23 protein-coding genes are annotated in these 25,131 nt (G+C 71.4%); 13 read left to right on the top strand and 10 right to left on the bottom strand.

The genetic code is table 11. The annotated features are described in order from the left end of the window. The first annotated feature begins 88 nt into the window (after window positions 1-88). The 3 genes from KME78_RS56560 to KME78_RS56570 are packed head-to-tail and all read left to right on the top strand — an operon-like array spanning window position 89 to window position 2,294. A complete protein-coding gene (locus KME78_RS56560; RefSeq protein WP_219538342.1) occupies window positions 89-481 on the top strand; it encodes a GntR family transcriptional regulator in 393 nt (130 codons plus the stop codon). Then, window positions 478-1,332: an ABC transporter ATP-binding protein gene (locus tag KME78_RS56565; protein ID WP_219538343.1), complete on the top strand. Its 855-nt coding sequence runs from the start codon at window positions 478-480 to the stop codon at window positions 1,330-1,332. The genes KME78_RS56560 and KME78_RS56565 overlap by 4 nt, the downstream gene beginning before the upstream one ends. Beyond that, complete coding sequence (locus tag KME78_RS56570; protein ID WP_219538344.1) at window positions 1,329-2,294, top strand: ABC-2 membrane transporter-related protein; 966 nt, start codon at window positions 1,329-1,331, stop codon at window positions 2,292-2,294. The genes KME78_RS56565 and KME78_RS56570 overlap by 4 nt, the downstream gene beginning before the upstream one ends. Before the next feature lie 19 nt (window positions 2,295-2,313). Here KME78_RS56570 and KME78_RS56575 read toward each other — a convergent pair whose 3' ends face one another. Continuing rightward, a complete protein-coding gene (locus KME78_RS56575) occupies window positions 2,314-2,895 on the bottom strand; it encodes a TIGR03086 family metal-binding protein (protein ID WP_219538345.1) in 582 nt (193 codons plus the stop codon). 39 nt (window positions 2,896-2,934) lie between these two features. Next, entirely contained in the window at window positions 2,935-3,585 is a 651-nt protein-coding gene (locus KME78_RS56580) for a TetR/AcrR family transcriptional regulator (protein ID WP_219538346.1), read from the bottom strand. A gap of 94 nt (window positions 3,586-3,679) precedes the next feature. Here KME78_RS56580 and KME78_RS56585 point away from each other — a divergent pair, with 94 nt between their 5' ends. Then, window positions 3,680-5,161, top strand: a complete 1,482-nt coding sequence (locus KME78_RS56585) for an FAD-dependent monooxygenase (RefSeq protein ID WP_219538347.1) — start codon at window positions 3,680-3,682, stop codon at window positions 5,159-5,161. Here KME78_RS56585 and KME78_RS56590 read toward each other — a convergent pair. From KME78_RS56590 to KME78_RS56600, 3 genes are read right to left on the bottom strand one after another with little or no spacing between them, the layout of a single operon-like run. Next, complete coding sequence (locus KME78_RS56590) at window positions 5,154-6,416, bottom strand: M20/M25/M40 family metallo-hydrolase (protein WP_219538348.1); 1,263 nt, start codon at window positions 6,414-6,416, stop codon at window positions 5,154-5,156. The genes KME78_RS56585 and KME78_RS56590 overlap by 8 nt on opposite strands. Further along, the gene (locus KME78_RS56595; RefSeq protein ID WP_219538349.1) at window positions 6,413-8,323 is read right to left on the bottom strand and encodes a dipeptidyl-peptidase 5; all 1,911 of its coding nucleotides are present in this window, start codon (window positions 8,321-8,323) and stop codon (window positions 6,413-6,415) included. The genes KME78_RS56590 and KME78_RS56595 overlap by 4 nt, the downstream gene beginning before the upstream one ends. A 3-nt stretch (window positions 8,324-8,326) precedes the next feature. Then, window positions 8,327-9,379 (bottom strand): C39 family peptidase, encoded by a 1,053-nt coding sequence (locus KME78_RS56600; RefSeq protein WP_219538350.1) that lies wholly within the window; start codon window positions 9,377-9,379, stop codon window positions 8,327-8,329. Window positions 9,380-9,462: 83 nt separating this feature from the next. Here KME78_RS56600 and KME78_RS56605 point away from each other — a divergent pair, with 83 nt between their 5' ends. From KME78_RS56605 to KME78_RS56620, 4 genes are read left to right on the top strand one after another with little or no spacing between them, the layout of a single operon-like run. Further along, on the top strand, window positions 9,463-10,824 hold the full coding sequence (locus tag KME78_RS56605) for an SWIM zinc finger family protein (protein ID WP_219538351.1): 1,362 nt from the start codon (window positions 9,463-9,465) through the stop codon (window positions 10,822-10,824). Next, the gene (locus KME78_RS56610) at window positions 10,821-11,222 is read left to right on the top strand and encodes a hypothetical protein (RefSeq protein ID WP_219538352.1); all 402 of its coding nucleotides are present in this window, start codon (window positions 10,821-10,823) and stop codon (window positions 11,220-11,222) included. The genes KME78_RS56605 and KME78_RS56610 overlap by 4 nt, the downstream gene beginning before the upstream one ends. After that, a complete protein-coding gene (locus tag KME78_RS56615) occupies window positions 11,159-12,754 on the top strand; it encodes a DUF7824 domain-containing protein (RefSeq protein ID WP_219538353.1) in 1,596 nt (531 codons plus the stop codon). The genes KME78_RS56610 and KME78_RS56615 overlap by 64 nt, the downstream gene beginning before the upstream one ends. Window positions 12,755-12,787: 33 nt before the next feature. Continuing rightward, window positions 12,788-13,009 carry a hypothetical protein gene (locus KME78_RS56620; RefSeq protein WP_219538354.1) on the top strand — a complete coding sequence of 74 codons (222 nt, stop codon included), beginning with the start codon at window positions 12,788-12,790 and terminating at the stop codon, window positions 13,007-13,009. A gap of 133 nt (window positions 13,010-13,142) precedes the next feature. On the opposite strand, the gene KME78_RS56625 is transcribed toward KME78_RS56620, so the two are convergent. Both KME78_RS56625 and KME78_RS56630 read right to left on the bottom strand, forming a co-directional pair. Beyond that, the gene (locus tag KME78_RS56625) at window positions 13,143-14,252 is read right to left on the bottom strand and encodes a DUF5925 domain-containing protein (RefSeq protein WP_219538355.1); all 1,110 of its coding nucleotides are present in this window, start codon (window positions 14,250-14,252) and stop codon (window positions 13,143-13,145) included. Window positions 14,253-14,332: 80 nt separating this feature from the next. Next, a complete protein-coding gene (locus tag KME78_RS56630) occupies window positions 14,333-15,832 on the bottom strand; it encodes a serine/threonine-protein kinase (RefSeq protein WP_219538356.1) in 1,500 nt (499 codons plus the stop codon). A gap of 85 nt (window positions 15,833-15,917) precedes the next feature. On the opposite strand from KME78_RS56630, the gene KME78_RS56635 reads away from it, so the two are divergent. Next, window positions 15,918-17,783 (top strand): CASTOR/POLLUX-related putative ion channel, encoded by a 1,866-nt coding sequence (locus tag KME78_RS56635; RefSeq protein WP_219538357.1) that lies wholly within the window; start codon window positions 15,918-15,920, stop codon window positions 17,781-17,783. A gap of 275 nt (window positions 17,784-18,058) precedes the next feature. Here the strand turns inward: KME78_RS56635 and KME78_RS56640 are convergent, their stop codons facing one another. Beyond that, a complete protein-coding gene (locus KME78_RS56640) occupies window positions 18,059-18,769 on the bottom strand; it encodes a TetR/AcrR family transcriptional regulator (protein ID WP_219538358.1) in 711 nt (236 codons plus the stop codon). Window positions 18,770-18,885: 116 nt separating this feature from the next. Here KME78_RS56640 and KME78_RS56645 point away from each other — a divergent pair, with 116 nt between their 5' ends. Then, window positions 18,886-19,848, top strand: coding sequence for a hypothetical protein (locus KME78_RS56645; protein ID WP_219538359.1), 963 nt, complete (start codon window positions 18,886-18,888; stop codon window positions 19,846-19,848). Window positions 19,849-20,264: 416 nt separating this feature from the next. Further along, window positions 20,265-21,563: a serine hydrolase domain-containing protein gene (locus KME78_RS56650; RefSeq protein WP_246654678.1), complete on the top strand. Its 1,299-nt coding sequence runs from the start codon at window positions 20,265-20,267 to the stop codon at window positions 21,561-21,563. Between the two features lie 51 nt (window positions 21,564-21,614). On the opposite strand, the gene KME78_RS56655 is transcribed toward KME78_RS56650, so the two are convergent. Continuing rightward, complete coding sequence (locus tag KME78_RS56655) at window positions 21,615-21,947, bottom strand: helix-turn-helix transcriptional regulator (RefSeq protein ID WP_219538360.1); 333 nt, start codon at window positions 21,945-21,947, stop codon at window positions 21,615-21,617. A gap of 243 nt (window positions 21,948-22,190) precedes the next feature. Here KME78_RS56655 and KME78_RS56660 point away from each other — a divergent pair, with 243 nt between their 5' ends. After that, window positions 22,191-22,553: an STAS domain-containing protein gene (locus tag KME78_RS56660; protein ID WP_219538361.1), complete on the top strand. Its 363-nt coding sequence runs from the start codon at window positions 22,191-22,193 to the stop codon at window positions 22,551-22,553. Here the strand turns inward: KME78_RS56660 and KME78_RS56665 are convergent. Continuing rightward, window positions 22,550-23,050 (bottom strand): hypothetical protein, encoded by a 501-nt coding sequence (locus KME78_RS56665; RefSeq protein WP_219538362.1) that lies wholly within the window; start codon window positions 23,048-23,050, stop codon window positions 22,550-22,552. The genes KME78_RS56660 and KME78_RS56665 overlap by 4 nt on opposite strands. Window positions 23,051-23,321: 271 nt before the next feature. Between KME78_RS56665 and KME78_RS56670 the strand changes: the two genes are divergently transcribed. Further along, on the top strand, window positions 23,322-25,131 hold a 1,810-nt coding region (locus KME78_RS56670), incomplete at its 3' end, for an AAA family ATPase (RefSeq protein WP_246654681.1).

Below are 25,131 nucleotides of genomic sequence, written 5' to 3' on the forward strand. Positions count from 1 at the left end.
GACGGAAGGGGATGTCGCCGCGGTTGGGTTGACAAGGAGCGCCCCCGTCCAACACTCTTTCCCTATTGAATTAGTGAAAGGGTTTTTGGTGATCGAGTTCTCTCTGGACCGCAGCTCGGGGGTGTCGACGTACCTGCAGCTCGTCCACCAGGTCAAGCAGGCGCTCCGGCTCGGGACGCTGCGGCCGGGCGACCAGCTGCCCACCGCGCGCGAGGTCGTCGAAAAACTGGCGATCAACCCCAACACCGTGCTCAAGGCCTACCGCGAGCTCGAACGCGAAGGGCTGGTCGAGGGGCGGCCCGGGCAGGGGACGTTCGTGCTCCAGTCGATCGCCGGGGCCACGCTCGCCGACCACACCCGGCTGCGCCGGAGCCTGGAGGGGTGGGTGCGGGAGGCGCAGGAGGCGGGGCTCGATCTGGATGACCTGCGGGCGCTGTTCAACGTCGTCGTGACCGACGCCATGAAGGAGGGGGTGGCGTGAGGCCCGTGCTGGAGGCGACGGGCCTGGGCGTCCGTTACCGGCGCACGTGGGCGCTGCGCGACTGCTCGCTCTCCGTCCCGGCCGGGCGGGTCGCCGCGCTCGTCGGGCCGAACGGCGCCGGCAAGACCACGCTCATGCACGCCACCGCGGGCCTGATCAACCCCGACCGGGGCTCGGTCACGGTGTACGGCGAGGCGGCCTTCATGGCCCAGGACAAGCCGCTGTACGACGGCTTCACCGTCGCCGAGATGCTCGCGTTCGGCCGCCGGCTCAACCCCGGCTGGGACGACGCGGCCGCCCGGAGCAGGCTCCGGGCACTCGGCATCGGGCTCGACGGGAAGGTGGGCAAGCTCTCCGGCGGACAGCAGGCCCAGGTCGCGCTCACGCTCGTGCTGGCCAGGCACCCCGATCTGCTCGTGCTGGACGAGCCGCTGGCCAACCTCGACCCGCTGGCCAGGCACGACGTCATGCGGTCGATCATGGCCGAGGTCGCGGACCGCGGGCTGAGCGTGCTGCTGTCCTCGCACGTGGTCTCCGACCTGGAGGACACCTGTGACTGGCTGGTCGTGCTGAACGGCGGGCGGCTGCAGGTCAGCGGCGACGTCGAGGAGCTCCTGGCCGAGCACCGCGTGCTGTCCGGGCCCGCCGAGCTGGCCGACGGAGTGGCGGCCAGGACGCGGGTCGTCAGCGCCACGGGCACCGCACGGCAGGTCACACTGCTCGTACGGGGCGAGCCCGTGCTGGACCCGCGCTGGAACGTACGGCCAGCCGGGCTCGAGGAGCTGGTCATGGGCTACCTGCGCAGCCCCGATTCGGCGGCGCTGCCGGGGCTGGCGGGGGTGACCGGATGATCTGGCTGACCTGGCGACAACACCGGTCGCAGATGGTGATCACCGCCGGTTTCCTGGCCGCGCTCGGGCTGCTGCTGCTCGGCTCGGCGATCGAGGCCAAGCTCTACATCGCCGACCACGCCCCGCCCGGCTGTCCGGGGCCAGCGGCGGTCTGCGGTGAGCTGGACGTGGTGCTGGGGCAGCGCTATGACGCCGTCTATTCGATCTTCGGCTGGATGCCGCTGGTGCTGCCCGCGCTGATCGGCGCGTTCTGGGGCGCCCCGCTGCTGGGCCGCGAGTACGAGCGCGGTACTCACCGGCTGGCCTGGACCCAGACGCTGCCGGTGGGGCGCTGGCTGGCGGTCAAGCTCGCCCTGCTGGGCGGGGCGGCGGTGGCCGGCGGGCTGGCGCTGTCGCTGATGGTGAGCCTGTGGCGGCCGGTGTTCCGCAGCGGGATCGACTCGTCGTTCGGCAACATCGGCGTGTTCAACATGGTCGGGGTCGCGCCGGCGGCGTGGTGGCTGTTCGCGTTCGCGCTCGGCACGCTGGCCGGGTCGCTGTTCCGGCGGACGGTGCCCGCCATGGCGCTGGTCGTGGCCGGGATCGTGGCGAGCATGTTCACGCTGTTCGCGGTGAGCGAGTACTACGCGGAGCCGGCGCGGGCCGAGCTGACGGGCAGTGTCGTGATGGACGATCCCGACATACGGCTGGTCAGCGTCGCTTGGGAGGAGCCGTCGGGCAAGGAGGTGGCGATCCCGGCCGCCGGGGTGTGCCCGCGCCGGGTGGACGTCGGGCAGAGCAACCGCAACGCCGAGGCGTGGGAGCGCTGCCTGTTCGGCAAGGGATACCGGTATGTCGTCTACTACCACCCGCCGTCCCGCTTCTGGCGCTTCCAGTGGACGGAGGCGGGGATCCTGACGGTGGCCTCGGTGGCGATGTTCATCCTGGTCGTGCGGCGGACCGTGCGCGGCAAGCTCCGCTGACGCGCACGGTCCCGCGCCGTCAGGCGGTCCAGGCCGGGTTGCGGCCCAGGTAGCGGAGGAGCTCCGCGACCTCGTCGTCGCCCGGCTCGGCGGGCACCACCGCGGCGTAGGCGCCCCACTGGCGCAGCGGCTCGACGATGCTCTTGGCCACCGGCAGCAGCTCCCTGGCCAGCTCCGGGGTCAGCGGCGAGGGCTGCCCGGTGGCCAGGGCGATGTCCCAGGCGTGCACCGCCGCGTCGAGCGCGCAGGCGCCGGCGCCGAGCGAGGGCGCCATCTTGTTCGGCGGGACCGGGACGGGCACCTCTTCGGCGTCCTTGTCGACACCGGCCCAGGCCCTGGCCGAACGCTCCAGCGCGGCCTCCGTGTACGCCAGCGGGTCCCCGGCCAGCTCGCCCGAAGGCTCGAACGGGTTCTCGGCGGGGCCCGGCTCGCCGGTGAGGAAGGCGGCGAAGCCCACCTGGTCGCCCGCGGCGTGCTGGAGCACCTGGGTGACGTTCCACTGCGCGCAGGGCGTCGGGAGGTCCCAGCCGTCGGCCGGGACGCCGCGGACGGCCTTGCGGAGTGCCTCGTGCGAAACATCGATGACGTTCCAGCCGCTCATCAGAGGTCCTTCCGTTCGTTTCGTTGTGTCTCCATAGTATCAGAACGGAATGCTTTGTTCCAGTCCTAGGATGAGCATGTCCAGGGCTTGCTCGAAGTCCTTGGCCGGGCCGGTCCGCGGGATGTTCCGCACCAGCCTGCTGAAATGGGGGAGCCGGGCCGGGTCCATCTCCCGGATGTAGACGCCGACCTCCTCCCGGCCCGCGTATTCGCCGAGGTTGCCGCTGAACCCGCCCGTGGACAGCAGCAGCGACCCGAAGAGCAGGCCGTTCACCGCGCCGAGCGCGCGCCACGCCCCCGCGTCGTCGAAGCCGGCCTCGTACAGGGCGCCGACCAGGCTGTCGAGCGGGGTCAGCGCCCGTACGGAGGTCGGGTTCGCCTGGTCGGTCATCAGGGCGATCGGCACCACCGGAGAGCGGCCGAACACCTCGTACATGCTCAGCGCCATGGCCCGCAGCCGCTGCTGCCACGGCAGCGCCGGGTCGGGCAGCTCCACCTGGCTGAAGGCGCGCTCCGCCAGGCCGTTCAGGATGTCGGCCTTGTTGGAGACGTGGTTGTAGAGCGACATCGCCTCGACGCCGAGGGACTTCGCCAGTCGCCGCATGGACAGCCCCTCAAGGCCCTCTTGCGCGGCCAATTCCAGGGCCGCGTCCAGGATCTTCTCCCTGTTCAGCGGCTCGCGCCGGGCCATGGTCGCTCCTCTTGCCGTAGCTCTCCGGTTGACAGAGCTTACGGTGTATGTTTCTACTTACGGCGTAAGCATACACCGTAAGTAGGGAGATGCCGTGGACGCGGACGTACTGATCGTCGGCGGTGGGCCGGTCGGCCTGCTGCTGGCCTGCGAGCTGAAGCTGGCGGGCGTGGACCCGCTGGTGCTGGAGGCGGCCACCGGCCGGGAACGGGTCACGCGCAGCCTCGGGATGCGCTCGCTCAACGGGCGCACCATGCACACGCTGGGGCTACGCGGTCTGGTGGAGCCGCTGGCCGAGGCGCAGTGGGCGCTGTTCGACGAGCTGGCGACCGATCGCGAGCTGGCGGACGGCGACATCGTCGCAGGGCTCGTGAAGACGCTCCGGCAGGGCGTGAGCAGCGGGCACTTCAGTGGCCTGCCGCTGGTCGGCGAGCCCGGCAACAGAACCCCCGAGATGCTCCTGCTCAAGCAGCACCAGCTGGAGCAGGTCCTGGCCGACCGCGCGGCCGAGCTCGGCGTCGCCGTGCGGTCCGGGTGCCGGGTCGTCGAGCTTGTTGATGAGGGCGTCGGCGTGGTCGCCACGCTCGCGGACGGCGGGACCGTACGGGGCGGGTACCTGGTGGGGTGCGACGGCGGCCGGAGCCTCGTGCGCAAGCGGTCCGGCATCCCGTTCTCGGGCACGTCCGCGACGATGACCGGGCGCACCGCGCTGGCCGAGCTGGCCGACCCCGGCGCGATCACCTCGTCCCTGCGCGGCCCCGGCGGCCTGGTGAACCTGTCGCTGGTGCCGGGGGAGATCGCCACCATCGAGTTCGACGGCGGTCCCGCAGACCGGGACCTGCCGGTCACGGCCGAGGAGATCCAGGAGAGCATCCGGCGGGTCAGCGGCACGGACGCGGTCGTCACCCGGCTGGAGGCCGCCATCCGCTACAGCGACAACACCCGCCACGCCGAGACCTACCGCCGGGGCCGCATCCTGCTCGCCGGGGACGCGGCGCACGTCCACTCACCGCTCGGCGGGCAGGGTCTCAACCTCGGCCTCCAGGACGCGGCCAACCTGGGCTGGAAGCTCGCCCTGGTGGTCCGCGGCCAGGCGCCCGAACGGCTCCTGGACACCTACACCGCCGAACGCCACCCGGTGGCGGCCCGCGTCCTGCGCAACACCAGGGCCCAGGTCGCCCTGATGCGGCCGGGGCCGCAGGTCGACGCGCTGCGCGAGGTGCTGTCCGAGACGCTGGAGATCCCGGAGGCCAAGCGGCACTTCATGGAGATGGTCAACGGCACGGACATCGACTACGCGCCGGGCGCGCCGCATCCGCTGGCCGGGCGGTTCGCGCCGGACCGGGAGATCGAGGGCGTCGGCTGGCTCAGGGACCTGCTGAGGGACGGCCGCGGCCTGCTGACGGGCCCGCCCGAGACCCGCGCGCTCGCCAAGGGCCGTGAAGACCACCTCCGTGTGGTGGAAGGCGCGCCGGACCAGGCCGCCCTGCTGGTACGCCCGGACGGCTACGTCGCCTGGGCCGGTGCGGAAGCCGGTCTCGCCGAGGCGCTCGATATGTGGTTCGGCCCTAGGTGAGCAGCCGGGTCAGGACGCGGGTGCCGAACTCCAGGCCCTCCACCGGCACCCGCTCATCCTTCCCGTGGAACATCCCGAAGTAGTCCAGATCAGGCCGGAGCATGAGCGGCGCGAAGCCGTAGCCCGTGATGCCGATGCCGGCGAACGACTTGGCGTCGGTGCCGCCGCTCATGACGTACGGCACCGGCCGGGCGAGCGGGTCCTCGGCCACGAGCGCGCCCGCGAGCGAGTCGAAGAACGGCGAGGGATACGGCGCGGCCGGCGCGTCCTCCAGATTGACGAACTCCCTGGTGATCTTCGGCCCGAGCAGCTCGTCCATGGTCGACAGGAACTCCTCCTGGAGCCCCGGCATGAAGCGGCCGTCCACGTGCGCGTGGGCCGTGGACGGCACGACGTTGACCTTGTAGCCCGCGTCGAGCATCGTCGGATTGGCCGAGTTGCGGATCTGCGCCTTGAACAGGTGGCCGAGGGGTCCCAGCCGGGCCGCCTCCTCGTCGAGGCGGTCGAGGTCGATGGGCCGGCCGGTGATCTCCGACAGGCTCTGGAGCAGCGCCGCGACCGACGGCGTCAGGCGTACCGGCCACTGGTGGGCGGCCACCCGCGACAGGGCGTGCACCAGCGTCGCGACCGGGTTGTCCACCGCGGGCCTGGAGCCGTGGCCGGCCACGCCGTGGGCGGTGAGCTTCATCCAGGCCGTGCCGCGCTCGCCCACGGAGATCGGGTAGACGCGGTGGTCGCCGTCGGCGACGCTGAAGCCGCCCGACTCGCTGATCGCCTCCGTCACGCCGTCGAACAGCTCCCGGTGCTCGGTGACGGCGTGCCGCGAGCCGAAGTCGCCCGTCGCCTCCTCGTCCGCCAGGAACGCCAGCACCAGGTCGCGCTTGGGACGCAGGCCGTTCGCCGCCATGCCGAGCACGGTCGAGAGCGTCATCGCGCACGACCCCTTCATGTCGACCGCGCCTCTGCCGTAGACGCAGCCGTCGGTGATCTCACCCGAGAACGGGTGCATCCGCCACTCGGCCGGGTCGGCGGGCACCACGTCGAGGTGGCCGTGGATGAGCAGCGCGTCGCGGGAGTCGCCGTCGATCCTGGCGACCACGGTCGTCCGCTTCGGCGCCGACTCGAACACCACCGGCTCCAGACCGGCGTCGGCCAGCAGCGTGGCCACGTATTCGGCCGCCGGGCGCTCGCCGGACCCCGGGTTGGTGGTGTCGAACCTGATCAGGTCCGAGCAGATCTCGCCGACGCTCTTCACGGCCGTCCTTTCAGCTCAAGCGGTGCCACCTCGGGCGTCTCGAACCCGAAGATCAGTCCGTAGAAGGCCAGCTCGGCCTCCAGCACCGCCACGATAGTCTCCTCCCGGCGCCAGCCGTGCTGCTCACCGGCGAAGGTGAGCAGGGCCCACTGCTTGCCGTGCCGGTCCAGCTCGGCGACGAACCGCTCGGCCTGGCCCACGTCCACGATCGCGTCCTCCAGGCCGTGCAGCATCAGGTACGGCCCAGAGGCCCGCGCGGCGTGCAGCAGCGGCGAGCGGTCGGTGTAGCGCTGCCGGGTCTCGGGCAGCGGCCCGATCAGGCCGTCGAGGTAGCGCGACTCGAAGTCGTGCGTCTCGGCCGCCCAGCTCTCCGGATCGGTGATCGCGTAGTGCGCGACGCCGCCCGCGAACACGTCGCTGTGCACCAGCGCCGCGACCGTGGTCCAGCCACCGGCGCTGCCGCCGCGGATCGCGATCCTGGCCGCGTCGGCCCGGCCCAGCTCGACCAGCCCGCGCGCCACCCTGGCGCAGTCGTCCACGTCGACCACGCCCCACTCGTGCCGCAGCCGCTCGCGGTAGGCGCGGCCGTAGCCGGTGGAGCCGCCGTAGTTCACCTCGGCCACGCCGAGGCCCCGGCTGGTGAAGTAGGCGACCTCCAGGTCGAGCGTCACCGTGTAGTTGCCGGTGGGCCCGCCGTGCGCGAAGACCACGTACGGCACGGGACCCTCGACGCCGGTCGGGTGGTAGAGGTGCGCGTGCACGCCCTCGATCGTGACCGTCTCGGCGGTCGGCAGCAGCGCCCGGTCGGGCAGCGGCTTCGGCTCCGACACCCTCTCGTGCGCGCCGCTGTCGAGGTCGACCACGGTCACCTCCGCCGGGGTGTACGGCGTGGCGGACACCGACACGGCCTTGCCCCCGGCGGCCGAGATCGTCGGAGCCCAGTACGTCGCCTCGCCGCCGAGCTCGCGCAGGTCGCCGCGCTCCGGGTCCAGGACGCTCAGGAGGCGGCGGCCGGCAGTGCCGTGCACGACCACCAGGCGGTCATCGGCGATCGCGAAGTAGGTGCCGCCGGGTTTCCAGGGGGCGCTGCCGACCTCGGACTCCATCGGGGTGAGGTTGCGGGCGCCGGAGCCGTCGCGGGCGATGAGGTGGATGTTCCACCAGCTGGTCGGGTCGGTGACCGCGTACAGGGTGTGCTCGTCGCGCCATTCCGCCTGGATGACGGACTCCGCCGGGCCGCCCGCGATCACCTGGTACGGCCCGGCGGTGCCGTCCTGGTCGAGGGGGGCGACGCACAGTTCGGTGCCGTCCCAGGGCATGTTCGGGTGGTCCCAGCCGATCCAGGCGACATATCCGCCGTCGGGGGAGATGCGGGGGTTCATCAGGAAATGTTGGGCTTTGGTGATCACTTTGAGCGGGCCGCCGCCGAGGGGCACGGCGACCAGGTCGCGCACGTCGTCCTGCTCGCGCACGGCCCACACCTCGTCCCGCCCGGGCGGCAGATAGAGGTCGGCGTAGCGCGCCGACCCCTCAGGCGTGAGCGCCACGGGCTCACCGGCCGCGGGCTGCCCGGCCGCGCCTCCGCTCGTGGCCGCCTCACCAGGCATCTGCGGACCGTCCAGGCGGTAGACGCGCTGGTCGGCCCAGTTGGTGAAGACCAGGCCGCCGCCGGGCAGCGGGCGCCAGGACCGGCCGCCGTACTCGACCACGCGGTTGCGCGCGTTCCACCCCTGAGGCAGGGCGTCGACCCGCGTGCCGTCCGGCAGGCGGCGCACCACGCAGCGCCGGCCGCCTTCATGCGGGCGCGGCTCGTCCCACCAGACCTCCAGCCCGGCGGGCGTGGCGACGGCCTCCACCCACTGGGGACCACCATCGGTACGGGCCACATCAATCGGTCGAATGCTCATATGTCACCAATTGCCGGGGGATGGGGGCAAGGAATGCTCGGGCGGGTGGATGACGTACACGATGCCGCCGCTGCCCGAGCTCCTGAGCCAGACGTTCTCGAACGCGGCCCGCGGATAGACCCGGCGCACCTCGGCCTCGCTCGGCGCGGCCGGGTCGTTGACGATGACGTCGCCCTCGGCGGTGAAACCCGTGACGACCAGGATGTGCCCGCTCGAGGAGTAACTGGACCCCGGCAGCTCGTGCGCCTTGAACGCCAGCGACACGATCACCGGGATCCCCGCCCGGACGAACAGGTCCAGCTCGGTCGCCGACCGCAGCCTGGTCACGAACCCGGCCAGCCCGAACCGGCCCGCGTAGGCCACGTTGAACGGCCAGTTGCCGGTGCCCTGGTAGCTGTGGTCGAACGTGCCGAGCGCCGCGTGGTCGACCACGGGACTCGGGTCGTCGGCCCCCACCCAGTCCAACTCCTCAGGACCGGGACCGCGGCCCCAGAAGCCGACGACCATCGCCACCGAGGCGGGGCTGCACCAGTTGGCGCCCCCGCCGTCCAGCTCCGGATGGTGACCGGCGTGGGTGTGCTGCGAGTGCCGGGGCACCACCAGCTCGACGGCCTCGGCCCCGCCGTGACGGCTGAAGACGGGCGGACGCTGGGAGAGGGCGGAGGCCATCACGCCCAGGCAGTCCACGCGGGCGCCCGCGCCGTGGTGCGTGACCCGCACCCGGTAGGCCGTGACCGGCCGCCGCGCCACGAACGTGTCGACGGCCACGTCGCCGTCCTCGTCGCCCTGGCCGGGAATCGAGGTGCGGACCTCGCCGTGCTCGGCCCAGCGGCCCATGACGTACCACTTCGACAGCTCGCCCGTCGAGACCCTGACCTGCAGCTCCACCTCGATCCACGTGCCGGGCGGGGTCAGCGCGGTCCACGAGGGGACGAGCTGGGTGGCGGTGAAGCCGATCGGGTGTTCCGGGCTGGTCCATGAGGTCAGAGGGGTGGCGGGCATGGCGAAGCGGGCGAAGGCGACGCGAGCCAGGTCCACGGTGAGCACCGGACCCATTGTGGTTTCGCACCGGTTGTCGCGCATCGGATGGTTTACGTACTGCGGTGATCTTGTCGGTGGTGATCTCTAATGTTCCGGCCATGAATCAAGCAGTGCAGGCGTATTCCTACGCCGGACCCTCCCTGCTCGCCGACGGCAGACTCGGTCTCTCGACGTCCGGTGGGACGGCGTTATCCGGTCCCCAGAGCCATCCCCGATTCTTCAGCGGCCTGCTCACCCAGGCGGCGCCGGCCGCCGCGGGCCTGCTGGCCGTGGCCGACGTGGCGCTCACCCGCTACCACCAGCCCCGCCCCGGCTGGACCCGCGACCCGGTGGTGACCTGCGACGGGGACCGGCTCAGGTTCGAGTCGTTCTCCGCCTGCGGCGGCGTCTACGCCCGGCTCGACGTGCTCGCCCTGGACGGCGACGTGCTCGACCGCGGCACCACGAACGTCGACGTCAACGGCCCGCTCCGCGAGGCGCTGGCCAGGGTGGGCGGCAGGGACCCGCTCCACCTGGGCGTCGGGCCCGACGAGCTGGCGGTGACCACGCTCGACGGCGCGGTCGTGGAGAAGAAGGTGCCGCTGCCGTCGCGCTGGCTGCGCGGCTTCGCCGAGGTTCAGGTGATCGCGGCCGCCTTCGACCTGCGGGCCGAGCTGCGCGGACCGCAGGCCGTACGCTTCCTGCGCTCGCTGCCGAAGCGGGCGAACGCGACCGTCTGGGCGATCCCCGCGGGCCGTGACCTGCGGGTGGCGACCGCGCCCGCGCCCGGCGGCGTCTGCCTGTCCGGGGTCGGCCGGATCGCCACGCTGATGCCGCTGCTCAGGTTCGCCAAGGCACTGCGCGTGTACGGTCCGGCGGGTGGGGCTGGGCATCAGGCGAGCGGTCCGGCGGGTGGCGCTGGGCATCAGGCGAGTGCCTGGGAGCTGGAGTTGCCCGGCATGCGCTACACGCTGGCGATCTCGCCGCAGCCGTGGCGCGGCTTCTCCGGAGAGGGCGCGGTGCTCGCCGACCTGGCCACCGACGAGGCCGCCGAGGACGCCGACGTGGTGGGGATGCTGCTCAACTTCGAGCCCGCCGTGGAGATCGGGCTGCTGGCCGACCGCTCGGGCCTGCCCCCGTCGCGGGTACGCGCCGCGCTGACCCAGCTCGGCACGTCCGGGCGCGTCGGCTACGACCTGCACGAGGCCGCCCACTTCCACCGCGAACTCCCCTACGACCGGGACCAGGTCGCCGAGCTCAACCCACGCCTCACCGCCGCCCGCGCGCTGGCCGACTCCGGTGCGGTGCGCCTCTCCGGTGACACGGCCGAAGTGACAACGGATGGCGGCGTACGGCTGGTCCGCCTCGCCGAGGGGTCCTGCACCTGTCCGTGGTGGTTCGACCATGCCGGGCGCGGACCGTGCAAGCACGTACTCGCCGCTCAGATCGCCGCCCGCGCCCGTGCCGAGGTCGAGGCGTGAGCGCTCGGGAGGCCGTGGAGGAGGCCCTCGCCACCTGTGATCCGGCGAAGGCCGCGGAGATCGGCACCTGGCTGATGTCGCTGACGGTGCTCCAGAGCGAGGGCACGATCGACCGGGGGCTGCTGATCGACGGCTGCCTCCGCCGTTTCCTGCGCGGCGGCTCGGCCGGCGACCTGCGCTTCTTCGCCCGGCTGCACGAACTCCTCGAACCCACTTACGCCGAGGTCGCCTCACGGGCCCACGACTACCTGCGGCTGCTGCCCGCCGCGCCGGGAGCGGTCGCCGAGCTGGCGCTGCGCACCTGCGCCGGCTCGACGCGCTCGACCCCGCCGACGTGGCGGAGGCCCTCCAAGCGCTGCTGTTCAGGCCCGAGCGCAAGCTGGTGTCCGTCGGGCTGACCTGGCTCGACCAGGCCGCCCGCGCCGCCGGTGACAATGCCGACGAATACGCCCTGGCCCTGGCGTACGCCTTCGCCTGCGAATCCCCCGACATCCAGGAGCGGGCCGTACGGCTGGCGCTCAAGCACGGCGCGCGGTTCACCCCTTCGGGCGCCGAGGTCATCCGCGACGCGCTCGGACTGCTCCCACCGGACCTCGGCGAACAGCTCGTGACCATGTTCGGCGGTGAGGTGGCGGCCGACGAGGACGACGACTTCGTGCCCGTGCCGCTGCCCGAGTTGCCCTCGCTGGACGCCGGCTTTCCGCCGATCGAGGACATCCGGGAGCTGGGCGTCTTCCCCGACCGCGAGGACTGGCAGGGCACCGAACGCTGGCTGGCGGCGTTCGTCCGGTTCTGCACCGAGGACCGTGACCTGCTCCGCTCGGTGCTGGCGCGCAGGACGAGCTGGCCGACGCGTCTGGACGTGCAGCCGGAGTGGCGCTACCTCGACCAGTGGTCCGAAGCGATGGCCAGGCAGATCGTCACACCCGAGATCCGGTTCGACCCGCCGCCGGTGTCCTCGTCGGTGCCGTGGCCGTCACTGTCGTCGCGGTTGCCGTCGCCCGCGAGGGTGTCGCCGCAGCACCTGTTCCTGCTGCGGCGCTGGGCCGAGGTCCACGCCGCGCTGCGGGCGGGCACGCTGCCGCCGTACCTGCTGGCCACCCCGACGAGCGGCACCGGGCACCTGGATCCCGGCGTGCTGGTCGACCGGCTCGAAGGCTATGAACGTACCGGTGTCAAGGCCTTGGACGTCGACCTGTGGCAGGCGCTCCTGCGGCTGCCCCGCTCGATCGCGCCCGAGGTGGTGGCGCGTGCTGGCGGGCTGACGTCCAGGGCGGGCAGCACGGCCGCGCGGTGGATGAGCGACCGGCCCTCGCCGGTGACCGCCGTCGGGTGGACACGCGGCTTCACTCCCTGCGCCGGCGACCGCGAGCCCTCCGGCGGGGAGCATCCCGACCTCGTGCCCAGGATCGACCTCCGGTACGGGGAGTCCGGTCCGCCGCTCGACCTCCGGTACGGGGAGTCCAGTCTGCCGCTCGAGCTCCCGTACGGGGAAGTCGATCCGCCGCCCGACCTCCCGCGTGGCGAGTTCAGTCCGCTCCGGGACCTGTTCTCCGACCCGGACCGGCAGCGGTGGGACGGCCACAGTGTCTACCTGCCGTGGTGGCCCGCCGTGCTGCCGTCGGACCGGGAGGTGGTGGCGCTGCACTGCCTGCCGTCCCTGCTGTACCAGTGGAACGCGCTCGGGGCGGAGTCCGGCATCCTGCGGGCGCTGGCTCGGGCGGACGGGGTGGCGGGGGAGGGGGTGGCGTTGCTCTTGGCGTACTTCCTGGTCGAGCGAGACTCCCGGCTGGGCGGGACGCAGCCCAACGCGGGGGTCCGGGTGCTGGTCGGGATGGCCGAGCGGGGTGACCTGCCCGCCGCCGAGGTGGGGCGGCAGCTCGCGCTGTTGCTGCGCAGGGCCTGGTTCAAGCTGGGCGCGGTGGTCTAGTCGCTGGAGAGCGCGGCTCGGCACGGGGCGCACGTGGAGGTGTGGGAGGTGGTGGCCGGGTTCCTGGCCGTCTACCTGCCCGGGCCGGGGGAGCATCCGCGGACCGCCCACACCCAGGCGCTCGGTTTCGCCGTACGGGCGGCGGCATGGGCGGGGGCCCGAGGGGAGCTGCCGTGCGTCGCGGAGATCGCGCGGCGCAGGGGGAGCAGCGGCTTCGTCCGTGAGGCACGCCGCCTGCACGCCCGGCTCAGCTGATCCGCCTGTCCGCCCGGCTCATTGGGCGGGTCCGCCGGCCGGAGCACGTCGCCCTGACCGGCTTTCGCCGACGGGCCTCTGCCCGGTCGGCGGCTCGGCGGTCAGAGGTACCGGCCGGGGAGAGTGTGGTCGGTCAGAGGTACAGGCCGGTGGACTCGCCCTCGGCGTGCGGTGGGATCGTGCGGCCCGCGCGGAGCGCGTACAGCTCCGCCAGCGTCGCCCCCGACGGCCCGACGCCCTGTGACGAGCCGAGCCAGCCGACCGCCTCGTCCCTGGTCAGCGCGCCGATCTCGAGCTGGGCCAGGCACCGGCCAGGCCGGACGACGGCGGGGTGCAGCCGGGTCAGGTCCTCGTTCGTGGTGATCGCCACCAGCACGTCACGGCCCTGCCCCAGCAGGCCGTCGGTGAGGTTCAGCAGCCGCGACAGCCCCTGACCCGTCTGGGCCTTGGCGGACGAGCTGATCAGCTCGTCGCAGTCCTCCAGTACGAGCAGCCGCCACCGCTGCTTGTCCTCATCGGTGTCATAGCCGACCGCCACCTCCATGAGGTAGCCCGGCTCGTTGAACAGGCGCTCCGGATCGAGTACGCAGTCGACCTGGCACCAGTCCTGCCACTGCTTGGCCAGCGAGCGCAGCAGCGTGGTCTTGCCGGTGCCCGGCGGGCCGTGCAGCAGGATGAGGCGCCCGCCGATGTCGGCCGGGGTGACCGTCATCAGGCCATCTAGCGACCGGCGCACCCGGGCGGAGTAGTTGCCGCTGATCTCGTCCCACGGCGAGGCGGTGATCGGCTTCTCGGAGCGGGTGCCGCCGTGCGTGCCGCGCCACCAGAAGCCCATCTCGACGTGGTCGGTGTCGGGCTCCGGTTCCTCGGCGCCGTCGGTGCACTCCTTCAGTACGGACCGGGCCAGCTCGTCGCTGACGGCCGTGACGCTGACGGTCGCGGTGCGGTTGCGGTGCCGGATGATCCGTAAGGTCCAGCCTTCGCCGCAGATCAGGCGCGACTCGGAACCGTCCTGCACCTGTGCGGTGCGGACGATCCGGCCTTGCTCGGGACGGAGCGCGGCGTCGGGGCGTACGCGCTCCAGGTTGGCCAGGCGGGACCAGGGCTGCACACCAGTCGCGAACGGCGACAGCGCCAGAGCGTCGATGACGTCGATGGCGGAGTCGGCGTCGTCGATCCAGATGTTCATCGGAAGCTCGGGGGAATCCGGACTGGGGAACGGCACCTCCTTAATCACAGACATAACACTAATAGTCCTGGTTCGCGGCCCGGTCTGTCGACGGGATTTGCGCAATTCCGGGGGTATTGCTGGCGCTCCGGGTGTCAGCTCCGGGTGAGTTCTCCGGTTTCCTCCACCAAGCCGAGGCCCGGTACGTCACGCCAGAGATAGGTGAGCTTGTCGCCGTGGAGCGTGAGCGAGACCGTGCCCGGGATGCAGCCGCCGGTGTCGGGCTGGAGAGTGAAGGTCAGCCGCGCATCGGCCACCTTGGTCAGTGTGATCTTGCCGGTGCAGCTGCCGCTGCTGTTCTTCTCCTCCCACGGGGCGGTGGACCGCCCGGTCTTCAGCTCGATGATGTTGGTGGCGCCCTCGGTGTCGATCGGGTTCGTGGAGGTGGTGTGGCCGGACCACTTGCCGGCGAACGCGGCGGGGATCTTCGGCGAGCCGTTCTGCGGCTTGGTGGTCGCCGGGCCCGTGGTGGGGGTTGGCTTGGTGGCCGTCTGGTCGGCGGGTTCCTCGGTGGTGGCGGTCGCGCGTGGCGTGTGGCTGGTGGACGTCTGGGTCGGGGCGCGGTTGATCCAGAGGAGGGTGCCTCCCGCTGCGGCAAGGGCGAGCACGGCCGCCAGCACGCCGATCAGCAGGCCCCGCGAGCGGTTGCGCCCGGAGACGTCGGTGGTGAGCGCCGGAGCTCGCGGCCCCGTATGTTCCCCGGCGCCCGCATCGGGGATGCCGCCCGGCCCTCCGGCGGGGTGGCCCGGCGAAGGGGAAGGCGGGGCTCCGGTGGGGTGGCCCGGCGAAGGGGCTGGTGGGGCCGCGGTGGGGTTGACCAGGGAGACCATCAGGTCCCGGGCCGTGGGCCGGTGCGCGGGGTCCTTCGACAGGCACGACGCCAGCAGCCCCCGCAGCCGGGGCGGCAGCTCCGACAGGTCCGGGTTCGCGTGCAGGACCCGGTGGAGCACCGCGGGCACCGTGTCCGCGCCGAACGGACTGCGGCCCGTCGCCGCGAACACCATCGTCGCCGCCCACGCGAACACGTCCGACGCGGGGGCGGCGGGCGAGCCGGCGATCTGCTCGGGCGCCAGGTAGGCGGGCGTCCCGATCAGCCCCGACGTCATCGTCGCCGCGCCCTCCGCCCTGGCGATGCCGAAGTCCACCACCCGGGGGCCGTCGGGACCGAGCAGTACGTTGGCCGGCTTGAAGTCCCGGTGCACGACGCCCGCCGCGTGGATGGCCGCGAGGGCCGTGGCGGTGCCCACCACCAGGCGCTCCAACTCGCCGCCGCGCAACGGGCCGCGTTCGCGAGCCCGGTCGGCCAGCGACAGGCCCTCCACGAATTCGCTCACCACGTAGGGCCGCGGCCCCTCGATCGAGACGTCCAGCACGCGTGCCGTACAGAAGGAGGCGATGCTCTCCAGCGCGTCGAGCTCACGCGCCAGCCGCGCGCGGGTCTCCTGGTCGCCGGTGCTGAGCAGCTTGATCGCGACCGCCTCGCCGTCGCGGGAGTGCGCCAGGTAGACGACGCCCTGCCCACCCTTGCCGAGCCGCCCGGCGAGGCGGTACGCACCGAGCGATGGGGGATCGTCCGGGGCCAGGGGGGTCGCCATGGCGGCTACGTTACCGCTCACCATGCATCCGCCTGGTTGGGCCGGTACCTTGTCTCCTTGGTCAACTGACGGGGAGGTATTCGGGGTGGCGAGAGTGACGTTCCGCGAGCGGGCGCGGTACTGGTTCGACAACACCATGTCGAGGGGCACGGTCTCACTGATCGGCTGGCTGGCCGTGGTGTCGTCCGGGCTCATCGCGGTGGTCGCCGGGCTCACACTCTGGCTGGCTCCGGAGGAGCCCGAGGGCGTCGGCGGCCCAGGCCAGGTGATGTGGATCGCGCTCATGCACGCGCTCACCCCGAGCAAGGTGGCCAGCGACAAGGGGTCGGTCGCCTATATGGCGGTGATGTTCGCCGGGTCGCTCGGCGGCATCTTCATCGTCAGCATGCTCGTCGGCCTGCTGTCCAACGGCCTCAAGCAGAAGGTCGACCGGCTGCGCAGGGGCCGCTCCCGCATCGTCGAGTCCGGGCACACGGTGGTGCTCGGCTGGTCGGACCAGGTGTTCACGATCGTCGCCGAGCTGGTCAAGGCGCACGCCAGCCAGCCGGGCTCGATCATCGCCGTACTGGCCGAACACGACAAGCTGGCCATGGAGGAGGACATCCGCGACCACGTCGGCGACCTGGGCCGGACCCGCCTGGTCTGCCGCACGGGACGTCCCACCGAGTCGCGTGACCTCAACCTGATGAACCTGGCCGCCGCCAGGTCCGTGGTCGTGCTCTCGCCTGAGGGCGAGGACCCTGACGCGCACGTCATCAAGATCCTGCTCGCCCTGGCCAAGCGCCCGGGAATCCGCCCGCCGGTCGTCGCCGCCATCGCCGCCAGCCGCAACATCGCCGCCGCCCGCCTGGCCGGCGGCAAGGACGTCCACCTGGTCGACTCCGACGACACCGCCGCCCGGCTCATCGTCCAGTCGTCGCGCCAGTCGGGCATGTCCGTCGTCTGCATGGACCTGCTGAACTTCGACGGCGGCGAGATCTACCTGCGCTCCGGAACGGAACTCGCGGGCAGCACGTACGGCGAGGCGCTGCACGCCTACGAGACGGCCACCGTCATCGGACTGCGCAGACCCACCGGAGTCGTGCTGAACCCACCCATGGACACCGTCATCGAAGCCGGCGACCAGGTCGTCGTCATCGCGCACGACGACTCCGCCATCCGGCTCGCCACCGGCACGCCCGCCCTCGACGAGACCGCGCTCACCGTCGCCGGCAGCCCCGAAGCCGAACCCGAGCGCACGCTGCTGCTCAACTGGAACGGCCGGGCCGGCCAGATCGTCCACTACCTCGACGCCTACGTCGCTCCCGGCTCCGTCCTGGAGATCGCCGCCGACCACCCCAAGGCCGGGACCGGCCTGTCGGACCTGGCCAACCTCACCGTGAACGTCAAGGAGTGCGACACCACGGACCGTTACGCGCTCGAGTCGCTCGGCGTCGGCCTCTTCCAGCACGTCATCGTCCTGTCGGACGACCGCTACAAGCCGCACCACGCCGACACCCGCACGCTCATGACGCTGCTGCAGCTCCGCGACATGCAGAGCGCGCTGGGCGAGCACTACTCGATCGTCAGCGAGATGCACGACGAGAACAACCGCGCCCTCGCCGAGGTGACGGAGGCCGACGACATCGTGATCAGCGACACGGTGATCGGCCTCCTGCTGGCGCAGCTCGCGGAGAACCGCCATCTGGCGGACGTGTTCGGCTACCTGTTCGACTCGCACGGGTCGGAGATCTATCCGCGCCCGGCCGGGTCCTACGTCGCGTCGGGTACGCGGGTCACGTTCTCGACGGTCATCGAAGCGGCGCGGCGCCGTGGGGAGACCGCCATCGGCTACCGCAACACCTCGGCCATCAACATCCCGCCGCACTACGGCATCGTCCTCAACCCGTCGAAGTCCGAGCCCATCGTCCTGAACCGGCAGGACGCGGTCATCGTCCTGGCCGAACGCTGAACGGGGTCAGGGTCGCAGCGCGGGCCGTAACGGCGGGACGTGGCACCCGGTTCAGCCGATCGTGACGCGGTCCTGAGTTCGCTCGCGGGCAGTCCGCGGAAGCGGGGTCTGCTGCTACTGGATGTCCGTGATGAGCGAGGGTCTCGGGAACGCGCGGACGGGAGGCCCCGTCAACGGGCAGTGGACCTCGGCCCGGGGAAACAGCTGGTCTTCACCTGCAGGCAGAACTTCGTCAGCGTCTGTCCAAAGCGTTCCCTGCGGCGAACATCCGGCCATCAAGGTCGGGGTCTGACCAGAGCGGCGAGCTCGGTCTCGACGACTTCGGCGGCGTAGGGGGCGGCGTCCGGGGTGATGGGGCGCAGCAGGCCGAACGCCTCCATGGACACGAGACCGTGCAGGCGCACGAACAGGTCGAGCCAGACGGCGAGGACCTCCGTCGGCACCTGCTGTTCGTGCCGTCCGGACCAGGTCTCGAGCTGTTCGGCGGTGCCCGGTGAGAGGTGGATGGCGCGCCGGTGCAGCGTGTCGCGGTCGAGGCGGCCTTCGGCGTAGGCGCGGGCGAGCAGCCCGAGGGCGAACCGGCCGATGCGGCTGCCGGCACGCACGGTGTCTTCCGGCGGCGCGACGTAGCCGGGGACCGGTGTGCCGTAGGCGAGCCCGAACTCGGCTGGGTGGGCCACCGCCCAGGCGCGGTACGCGTGCCAGACCCCACGCAGCGCGTCCCCCACGTCATCGTGCGCGCCGCCGGCTTCGACGGCGTCGGCGTGCTCGTCGAACGCGGTGACGATGAGGTCGGTCAGCAGCTCGTCGCGGCTCGGGAAGTAGCGGTAGAGGGCGGAAACGGCGATCCCGACATCGCGGGCGACGGCGCGCAGGGACAGGCCGGCGGCGCCGGAGCGGCGCAATTCCTCGAGGGCGGCGGTCCGGATAGCGGCGAGCAGCTCCTGTCGGCGGCGGGCCCGCAGACCGGTGGAAGCGGTCGTCATCCCGTCATGGTCGCACAAAACGAGAACACTGTTCTTGACATGTCGGCAAAAGAGAACGATGCTCTCAACGAGAACATCGTTCTCCATTCTGTTCGGCCTTCTCGGGAGAGTCCCCCATGACCACCCCCACACCGACGACGGCACCGACCGCCGTGCGCGACCTGTTCACCAACCGATGGCTGCTGCTGTTCCTCGCCGCCTGGGCGGCCGCCACCGTCTACATCCTCACGACCGACCGGTCCATGCTGCCGCTCAGCGACCAAGAGCCGATCGGGTACTTCTCCGGCATCGGCGGCGGCATCGTCAGCATCGCGTTCTTGTTCCTCCTCGCGCGGCGCCGCGCACCGCTCGATCACCGCAACGCCCCCGACTTCCGCAACCCCGGCAAGGAGACCGCCGGGCTGCTGGCCTGGATGGCGGCGGTCCTGGCGGTCGGCAGCGTGTTCGGCATCCGCACCCACATCGCCTTCGTCGGGCTCACCCCCGGCGCGCAGGCCGTCTGGGACCGGCAGACCCCTGCGACCACCCTGACCTGGGCGATCTTCAACTTCGTCACTCTCGCGGTGCTGCCGTACTGGTTCTTCCGCTACCGGCTGGGCTACCGCCCGGACAGCATGCTGCTGCGGTTCGACCGGCCGAAGGTGTGGATACCGTACTTCGCCCTCGTCGGGCTCCCGCCGATCTTCTTCGTCGCCACCCCGGAGTACTACACGACCTCCGTCACCGGGCACGCGCTCACCCTCGTGCTGTTCACCCTCGGGTCGTTCCTGCCCATCATGATCACGACCCAGTCGCTGCTGACCCCGCGGCTGTCGGTCCTGGCGCGGTCGTGGGTGACCGGATCGGTCCTGTCCGCCCTCGCGTACGGCGCCCTCAACATCACCGAGGCGTTCCTCGCGTGGGATTCGCCCGCGCAGGTCGCCTTGTCCCTCGCATGGTTCATGCAGGTCGCGTTCTGGGGTCTGGCGAAGGCCGTCACGACGCTGCGGACCGGCAACGCCTGGCTGCACATCGCGACCACCCACACCATCCACCTCGCCGAGGCCCCAGCCGTCGCGACCACCTTCGACCTGCGATGACGGCGACCCTGCTGGCCCACGCCGGGCACCTCGCACCCCACGGCGGCACCGAGGCGTTCATCGGGGTCGCGCTGCTGCTCGTAGGCGCGGCGACGGCACTGTGGCGGGCCCGCCGACGAGAGTGCTCGCGAGCCGGCCCGACAAAGGAACACTCGACCCTGAGCTTCTGCCGACGGCGGGCGGGTAACGGCGCGGACGGCCATAACGGCGGGAGACCTCTCACGACGGCGGGTGGACCCCACGCCGGCGGTGGACCCCCACACACACGAGGTCTCTGAGTCGGACCGGGACGGTCTTCGCTTGGGTGGTTCAGCGAGGTGGGCGCGCCTGTCATCGGTTTCGCATGATGGGTGTCATGTCGGGTCGATGACAATGCCGTCTGACGCTGTTGGCACTCCTGGATCAGGCTGATGGCTATGATTTCTCGCCATCCCAGACAGATCGACAAGTTACCCGCGGCAGCGCGCCGCCCGAAGCGGATCATGGCCGCGGTGACCGCGCTGGCCGTGGCAGGCGTTCTGGCCACACCCGGCCCGGCCTCGGCGGCGACCGATCCAGCGCTCGACCGGCAGGCGCTGCGGCAGTCCCTCGATGCCGTCCACCAGGCCGGGATGTACGGCATCTACTCCGAAGTACGCGAAGCAGGCAAGACGTGGCAGGGAGCGGCGGGCGTCGCCGACGTGGTGACCCGCCGGCCGGTGCGACCCGACATGGTCCACCGAATCGGCAGCATCACCAAGACCTTCACCTCGGTGGCGATCCTCCAGCAGGTGGCGCGCGGCACCATCGAGCTGGACGCGCCCGTGAACCGCTACCTGCCCGGCCTCATCCCCGGCGACCGCGGCCAGAAGATCACCGTACGGATGCTGCTCAACCACACCAGCCACATCGGCGACTACATCGCGGGTGCGTTCCCCTCGCTGCTGGAGGGCTCGGGCGCCAGTCTGGACGACAACCGGTTCCGTGAGTTCGCCCCGGAAGAGCTGGTCAAGTTCGCTCTCGCCGCGCCGCCGACCGGGGAGCCGGGTACGACGCCCGGATCGTACTCCAACGCCAACTACGTGATCGCGGGCCTGCTGCTGGCGAAGGTGACCGGCGTCAGCGCCGAGCAGTACATCACCCGCAACGTGATCCGCAAGGCGGGCCTGCGGCACACCTCCTTCCCTCGTACGCCGCAGATCCCCGGACCGCATTCCAAGGCCTACGAGTCCCTGTTCGGCTGGATCGACCCGCCACGCGACTACAGCGTCTACAACATGTCGTGGGCGAGCACCGCGGGCGCGGTCGTGTCCACCATGGACGACCTCAACCGGTTCTACCGGGCGCTGTTGCGCGGCGAACTGATCGGCGACGCCCAGCTCACCGAGATGCGGAAGACGCTGCCGGTCCTGGCGGGCGGCGTGGCGATCGACTACGGCCTCGGGATCTACTCCATCGACCTGCCCTGTGGACGGTTCTGGGGGCATGACGGCGGCGTGTTCGGCATGATCACGCAGTCGCTGTCCAGCCCGGACGGCAAGCGACAGTTGTCCTTCGGGATCAACCTGGCCAAGTACCAGCACCTCGACGACAACGGGAACATCGAACCGAGTCCGATCGACTTCGCCCTCGTGGACCACGTCCTGCTGGCGCTGTGCGGGCAGAGCGACGCAAGGACGTCGCAGGCGTCCCCGCTCGTCCTGTTCCCCACAGCGGGGCTGTCCGTCAAACGTTGACGGACAGCCGCCGCCAAGCGGCACCTCCCGGCGCCACCCCGGACCCGCCGGCTATCGCGGGGGCGGAGTGGTGTCGGGGTCCAGCTGGTCGTGGCGGGTGACCATGTCGATCAGCAGCCGGATCGGCAGGCCGGCCTCGGTCGGGTAGCGGAAGTGCTCATCAAGGTTGAGCTTGTAGTGGTTGCGCCGCCCGACCCGGTCGCGGGTGAGGTAGCCGGCCTGATGCAGGTCGGTCACGATGCCCTGCACGGTGCGTTCGGTGATGCCGATGCCGTCGGCGATGTCGCGCATCCGCGCCTGCGGGTTGCGGGCGATCTCCAGCAGCACGCGGGCGTGATGGGTGAGGAATGTCCAGGCGGACGAACGGTCGTCGGATGCGCTCACGGGTCTTCACCTTCTCCGCCCCCGGCGCGGTTGTCAGCGGCGGCGGGGCGGACCGAACCCTCTTTTCAGGAGATCCTATACGGAAGTGCCTTTCCGGTAACCCCCTTCGGGGATTACAGTCTAGAAGCGAGGAAGGCACTCCGCCTGCACTCGGCAGACCCCCCGGTTCCACCCCGAGAGGACGCCATGACCGTCGTGCCGCCGCCGGCCCGCTGAGCAGCCCGTCAAGTCACCATGCCGCCCTTGAGCCTGAACAGCCGGCGCCTGATCATCGGCACACTGACCACCGTGACCGGCGAGGTGGACGCCACCAACGCCGCCCGGCTGGAGACCTACCTCGGCCAGCAGATCCGGCCCGGGGAGCCGCTGCTGCTCGACCTGAGCGGTCTCACCTTCCTGGACAGTCTGGGCCTGTACGTGCTGATACGCCTCAACGCGGCACTGCACGAACAAGGCGGCGCACTCCATCTGGCGGCCGTGCACGACACACCGGCCCGCCTGCTGAAGCTCACCGGCGTCTGGATGACCATGAACATCCACGCGGGCGTGCAGCAGGCCATCACCAGCACGCAGGGCGAGCGGCTCCACCCGCAGGAGCCTGCTTAGTCGAGCTTGGACACCTGGTAATGGCTGATCAGACCGGCCATCCCGAGCGGCTGCGAGGCGTAGTAATCGACGATTCCCTGCCGTCCGACGCCGTACGGGTGCAGGCCCTGGAAGATCGCGTTCTCGGTGAAGCCGGCGGCGACGCGCTGGGGTTCGTGCGCGTCGACCGCGGACTTCCAGCGGTCCAGGACCTCGCGGAGAACGGTGACGAAGTGGGCCTGCTCGAGATAGACGATGGCCTCGACGACGTCGTCGATCTCCCCGGCGTTGGCCCGGATGCCACGGGTCGCGTACTCGATGGCCAGCGCCTTGGTCACCGCGCTCAGACCGCCCTTGGTCAGTGAGGCGAGTGCCGAGGGCACCTGGGAGTTGGCGTACTCGACCAGGGACGAGGAGATGTTCGCGAGGTGGCCGCCGATGCCCCGCTGAGACAGATCGCCGGGCACGGCGAGGATCTTGGGATCGTCGGGCGGGCGGATGGAGCGGGAGGTCGCCACAACCCTGTAGCTGAGTTTGCGGTACGCAGCGTTCGGCGGTCGGTCGAGCCAGGGAAAGGCCCTGGTCGTGTGTTATCCGAGGGCTCGTGTGTCTGCTTTGGGCAAACCTTTGTCGGGCGAAGATGCGGGCCGCGATAATGCCGTTGTAGCGTGTACCGGGGCCAAACCGCGACAAAGGCGGGCAAAGATGGCATATCCGGTGCATAGCTCAGGTAACGGGGAAAATGTCGGCCTGCTCGGGCGCCGGAGCGAGTGTGCCCTCCTGGACCACTTGATCAGCGCCGTCCGCATGGGGGAGAGCCGCGCGCTCGTGGTCCACGGCGCGCCCGGCGTCGGAAAGTCGGCGCTGCTCGACTACGTGCAGAACACGGCCGATGACCTGCGCGTACTCCGGGCGGTCGGCATCGAATCCGAGATGGAGCTCCCGTTCGCCACGCTGCATCAGTTGTGCGTGCCGTTGCTCGATCGGCTGCGGAATCTTCCCGCACCGCAGCGCACCGCGCTCGAGACGGTGTTCGGGATACGAGCGGGGAGCGCGCCCGATGGCTTCCTGATCGGGCTGGCGGTCCTCAGTCTCCTGTCGGACGCCTCGGAGGTACGTCCGCTGCTCTGCGTGGTCGACGACGCCCAGTGGATGGACCGGGCTTCGGCGCAGGCCCTGGGTTTCGTCGCGCGCCGGCTGCTGGCGGAGTCGGTCGCCCTCGTCTTCGGCGCCCGCGAGCGGGCTCAGGACCTGCTCGGACTGCCGGACCTGGAGGTCACCGGCCTCGGGGACGCCGCCGCGGACACCCTGCTGAACTCGGTCACGCACGCCCGGCTCGACCGGCAGATCCGGGACCGGATCGTCGCGGAGACCGAAGGCAACCCCCTGGCTCTCCTGGAACTGCCGCGCGGCCTGACCGTCACCCAGATGGCCGGCGGATTCGGCCTCCTGCACACCGACACGCTGCCGGGCCGGATCGAGCAGAGCTTCCTGAGCCGGATCGAAGACCTGCCCGAGCAGACCCGGCTGCTCCTGCTGATCGCCGCCGCCGAGCCGGTGGGCGACCCCGTCGTGGTGTGGCGTGCCGCCGACCGGCTCGGCGTGACGCCCGCGTCGGCCCTGGCCGGCGGTACGGACGGGCTGCTTTCGTTCGACGTACGCGTGACGTTCCGTCATCCGCTCGTGCGGTCGGCCGTGTACCGATCGGCGACGGAAGAGGATCGCTGGGCGGCGCACCTGGCGTTGGCGGAGGTCACCGACCCGCGGGTCGACCCGGACCGCCGCGCCTGGCACCTCGCGTGCGCCGCGGCCGGGCCCGACGAGTCCGTCGCCGCCGAACTCGAACGGTCCGCCGGCCGGGCGCAGGCGCGTGGCGGGCTGGCCGCCGCGGCGGCGTTCCTGCAGCGATCCGTGGCGCTGACCGTCGACATCTCGCGGCGCGCGGACCGCGCGGTGTCGGCCGCGGACGCCACCCTCCAGGCCGGCGACCTCGACGCCGCACGGAAATTCGCCGACATAGCGGACCGGGACGCCCGGAGCGAGTTCCAGCGGGCCCGAGCCCACCTCGTACGGAGCCGGATCGCGTTCGCGGCCGACCTCGACAGCGAGGCGCCGTCCATGTTGCTGACGGTCGCGCGGCGGCTCGAACCCTTCGACAGGGACCTCGCGCGCGAGACCTACCTGATCGCGTGGGGTGCCTCGGCGTTGCTCGCGGACGCGGACAGCCTCAAGGCGATCTCCCGAGCCATGAGAGCGCTTCCGGCGGCGACGGGGACTCCGCGCGCCCTCGATCTCGTGATCGAGGGCTGCGCGCTGCTCGTCACCGACGGCAGGGCCGCTGCCGTCCCCGTACTGCGCCGGGCGGTGACCGCGCTCGCGGACCTTCCGGCGCGCGACGTGCTGAAGTGGGGCTGGGTGGTCGACGGTGTCAGCTCGGCCGTCTGGGACGACCAGGCCATGCGCATGATCGACAGCCGGGCGGTCGAGGTGGTACGCACCGCCGGCGCCCTGACCGACCTCCCGCTCTGCCTCGCGTCGCTGGGAATGGCGGCCACCTGGATCGGCGACTTCGCCGCCTCGGCGGCGACCGTCGCCGAGG

The organism is Nonomuraea guangzhouensis (assembly GCF_019396345.1).
In the GTDB taxonomy this organism is placed as follows: Bacteria; Actinomycetota; Actinomycetes; order Streptosporangiales; family Streptosporangiaceae; genus Nonomuraea; species Nonomuraea guangzhouensis.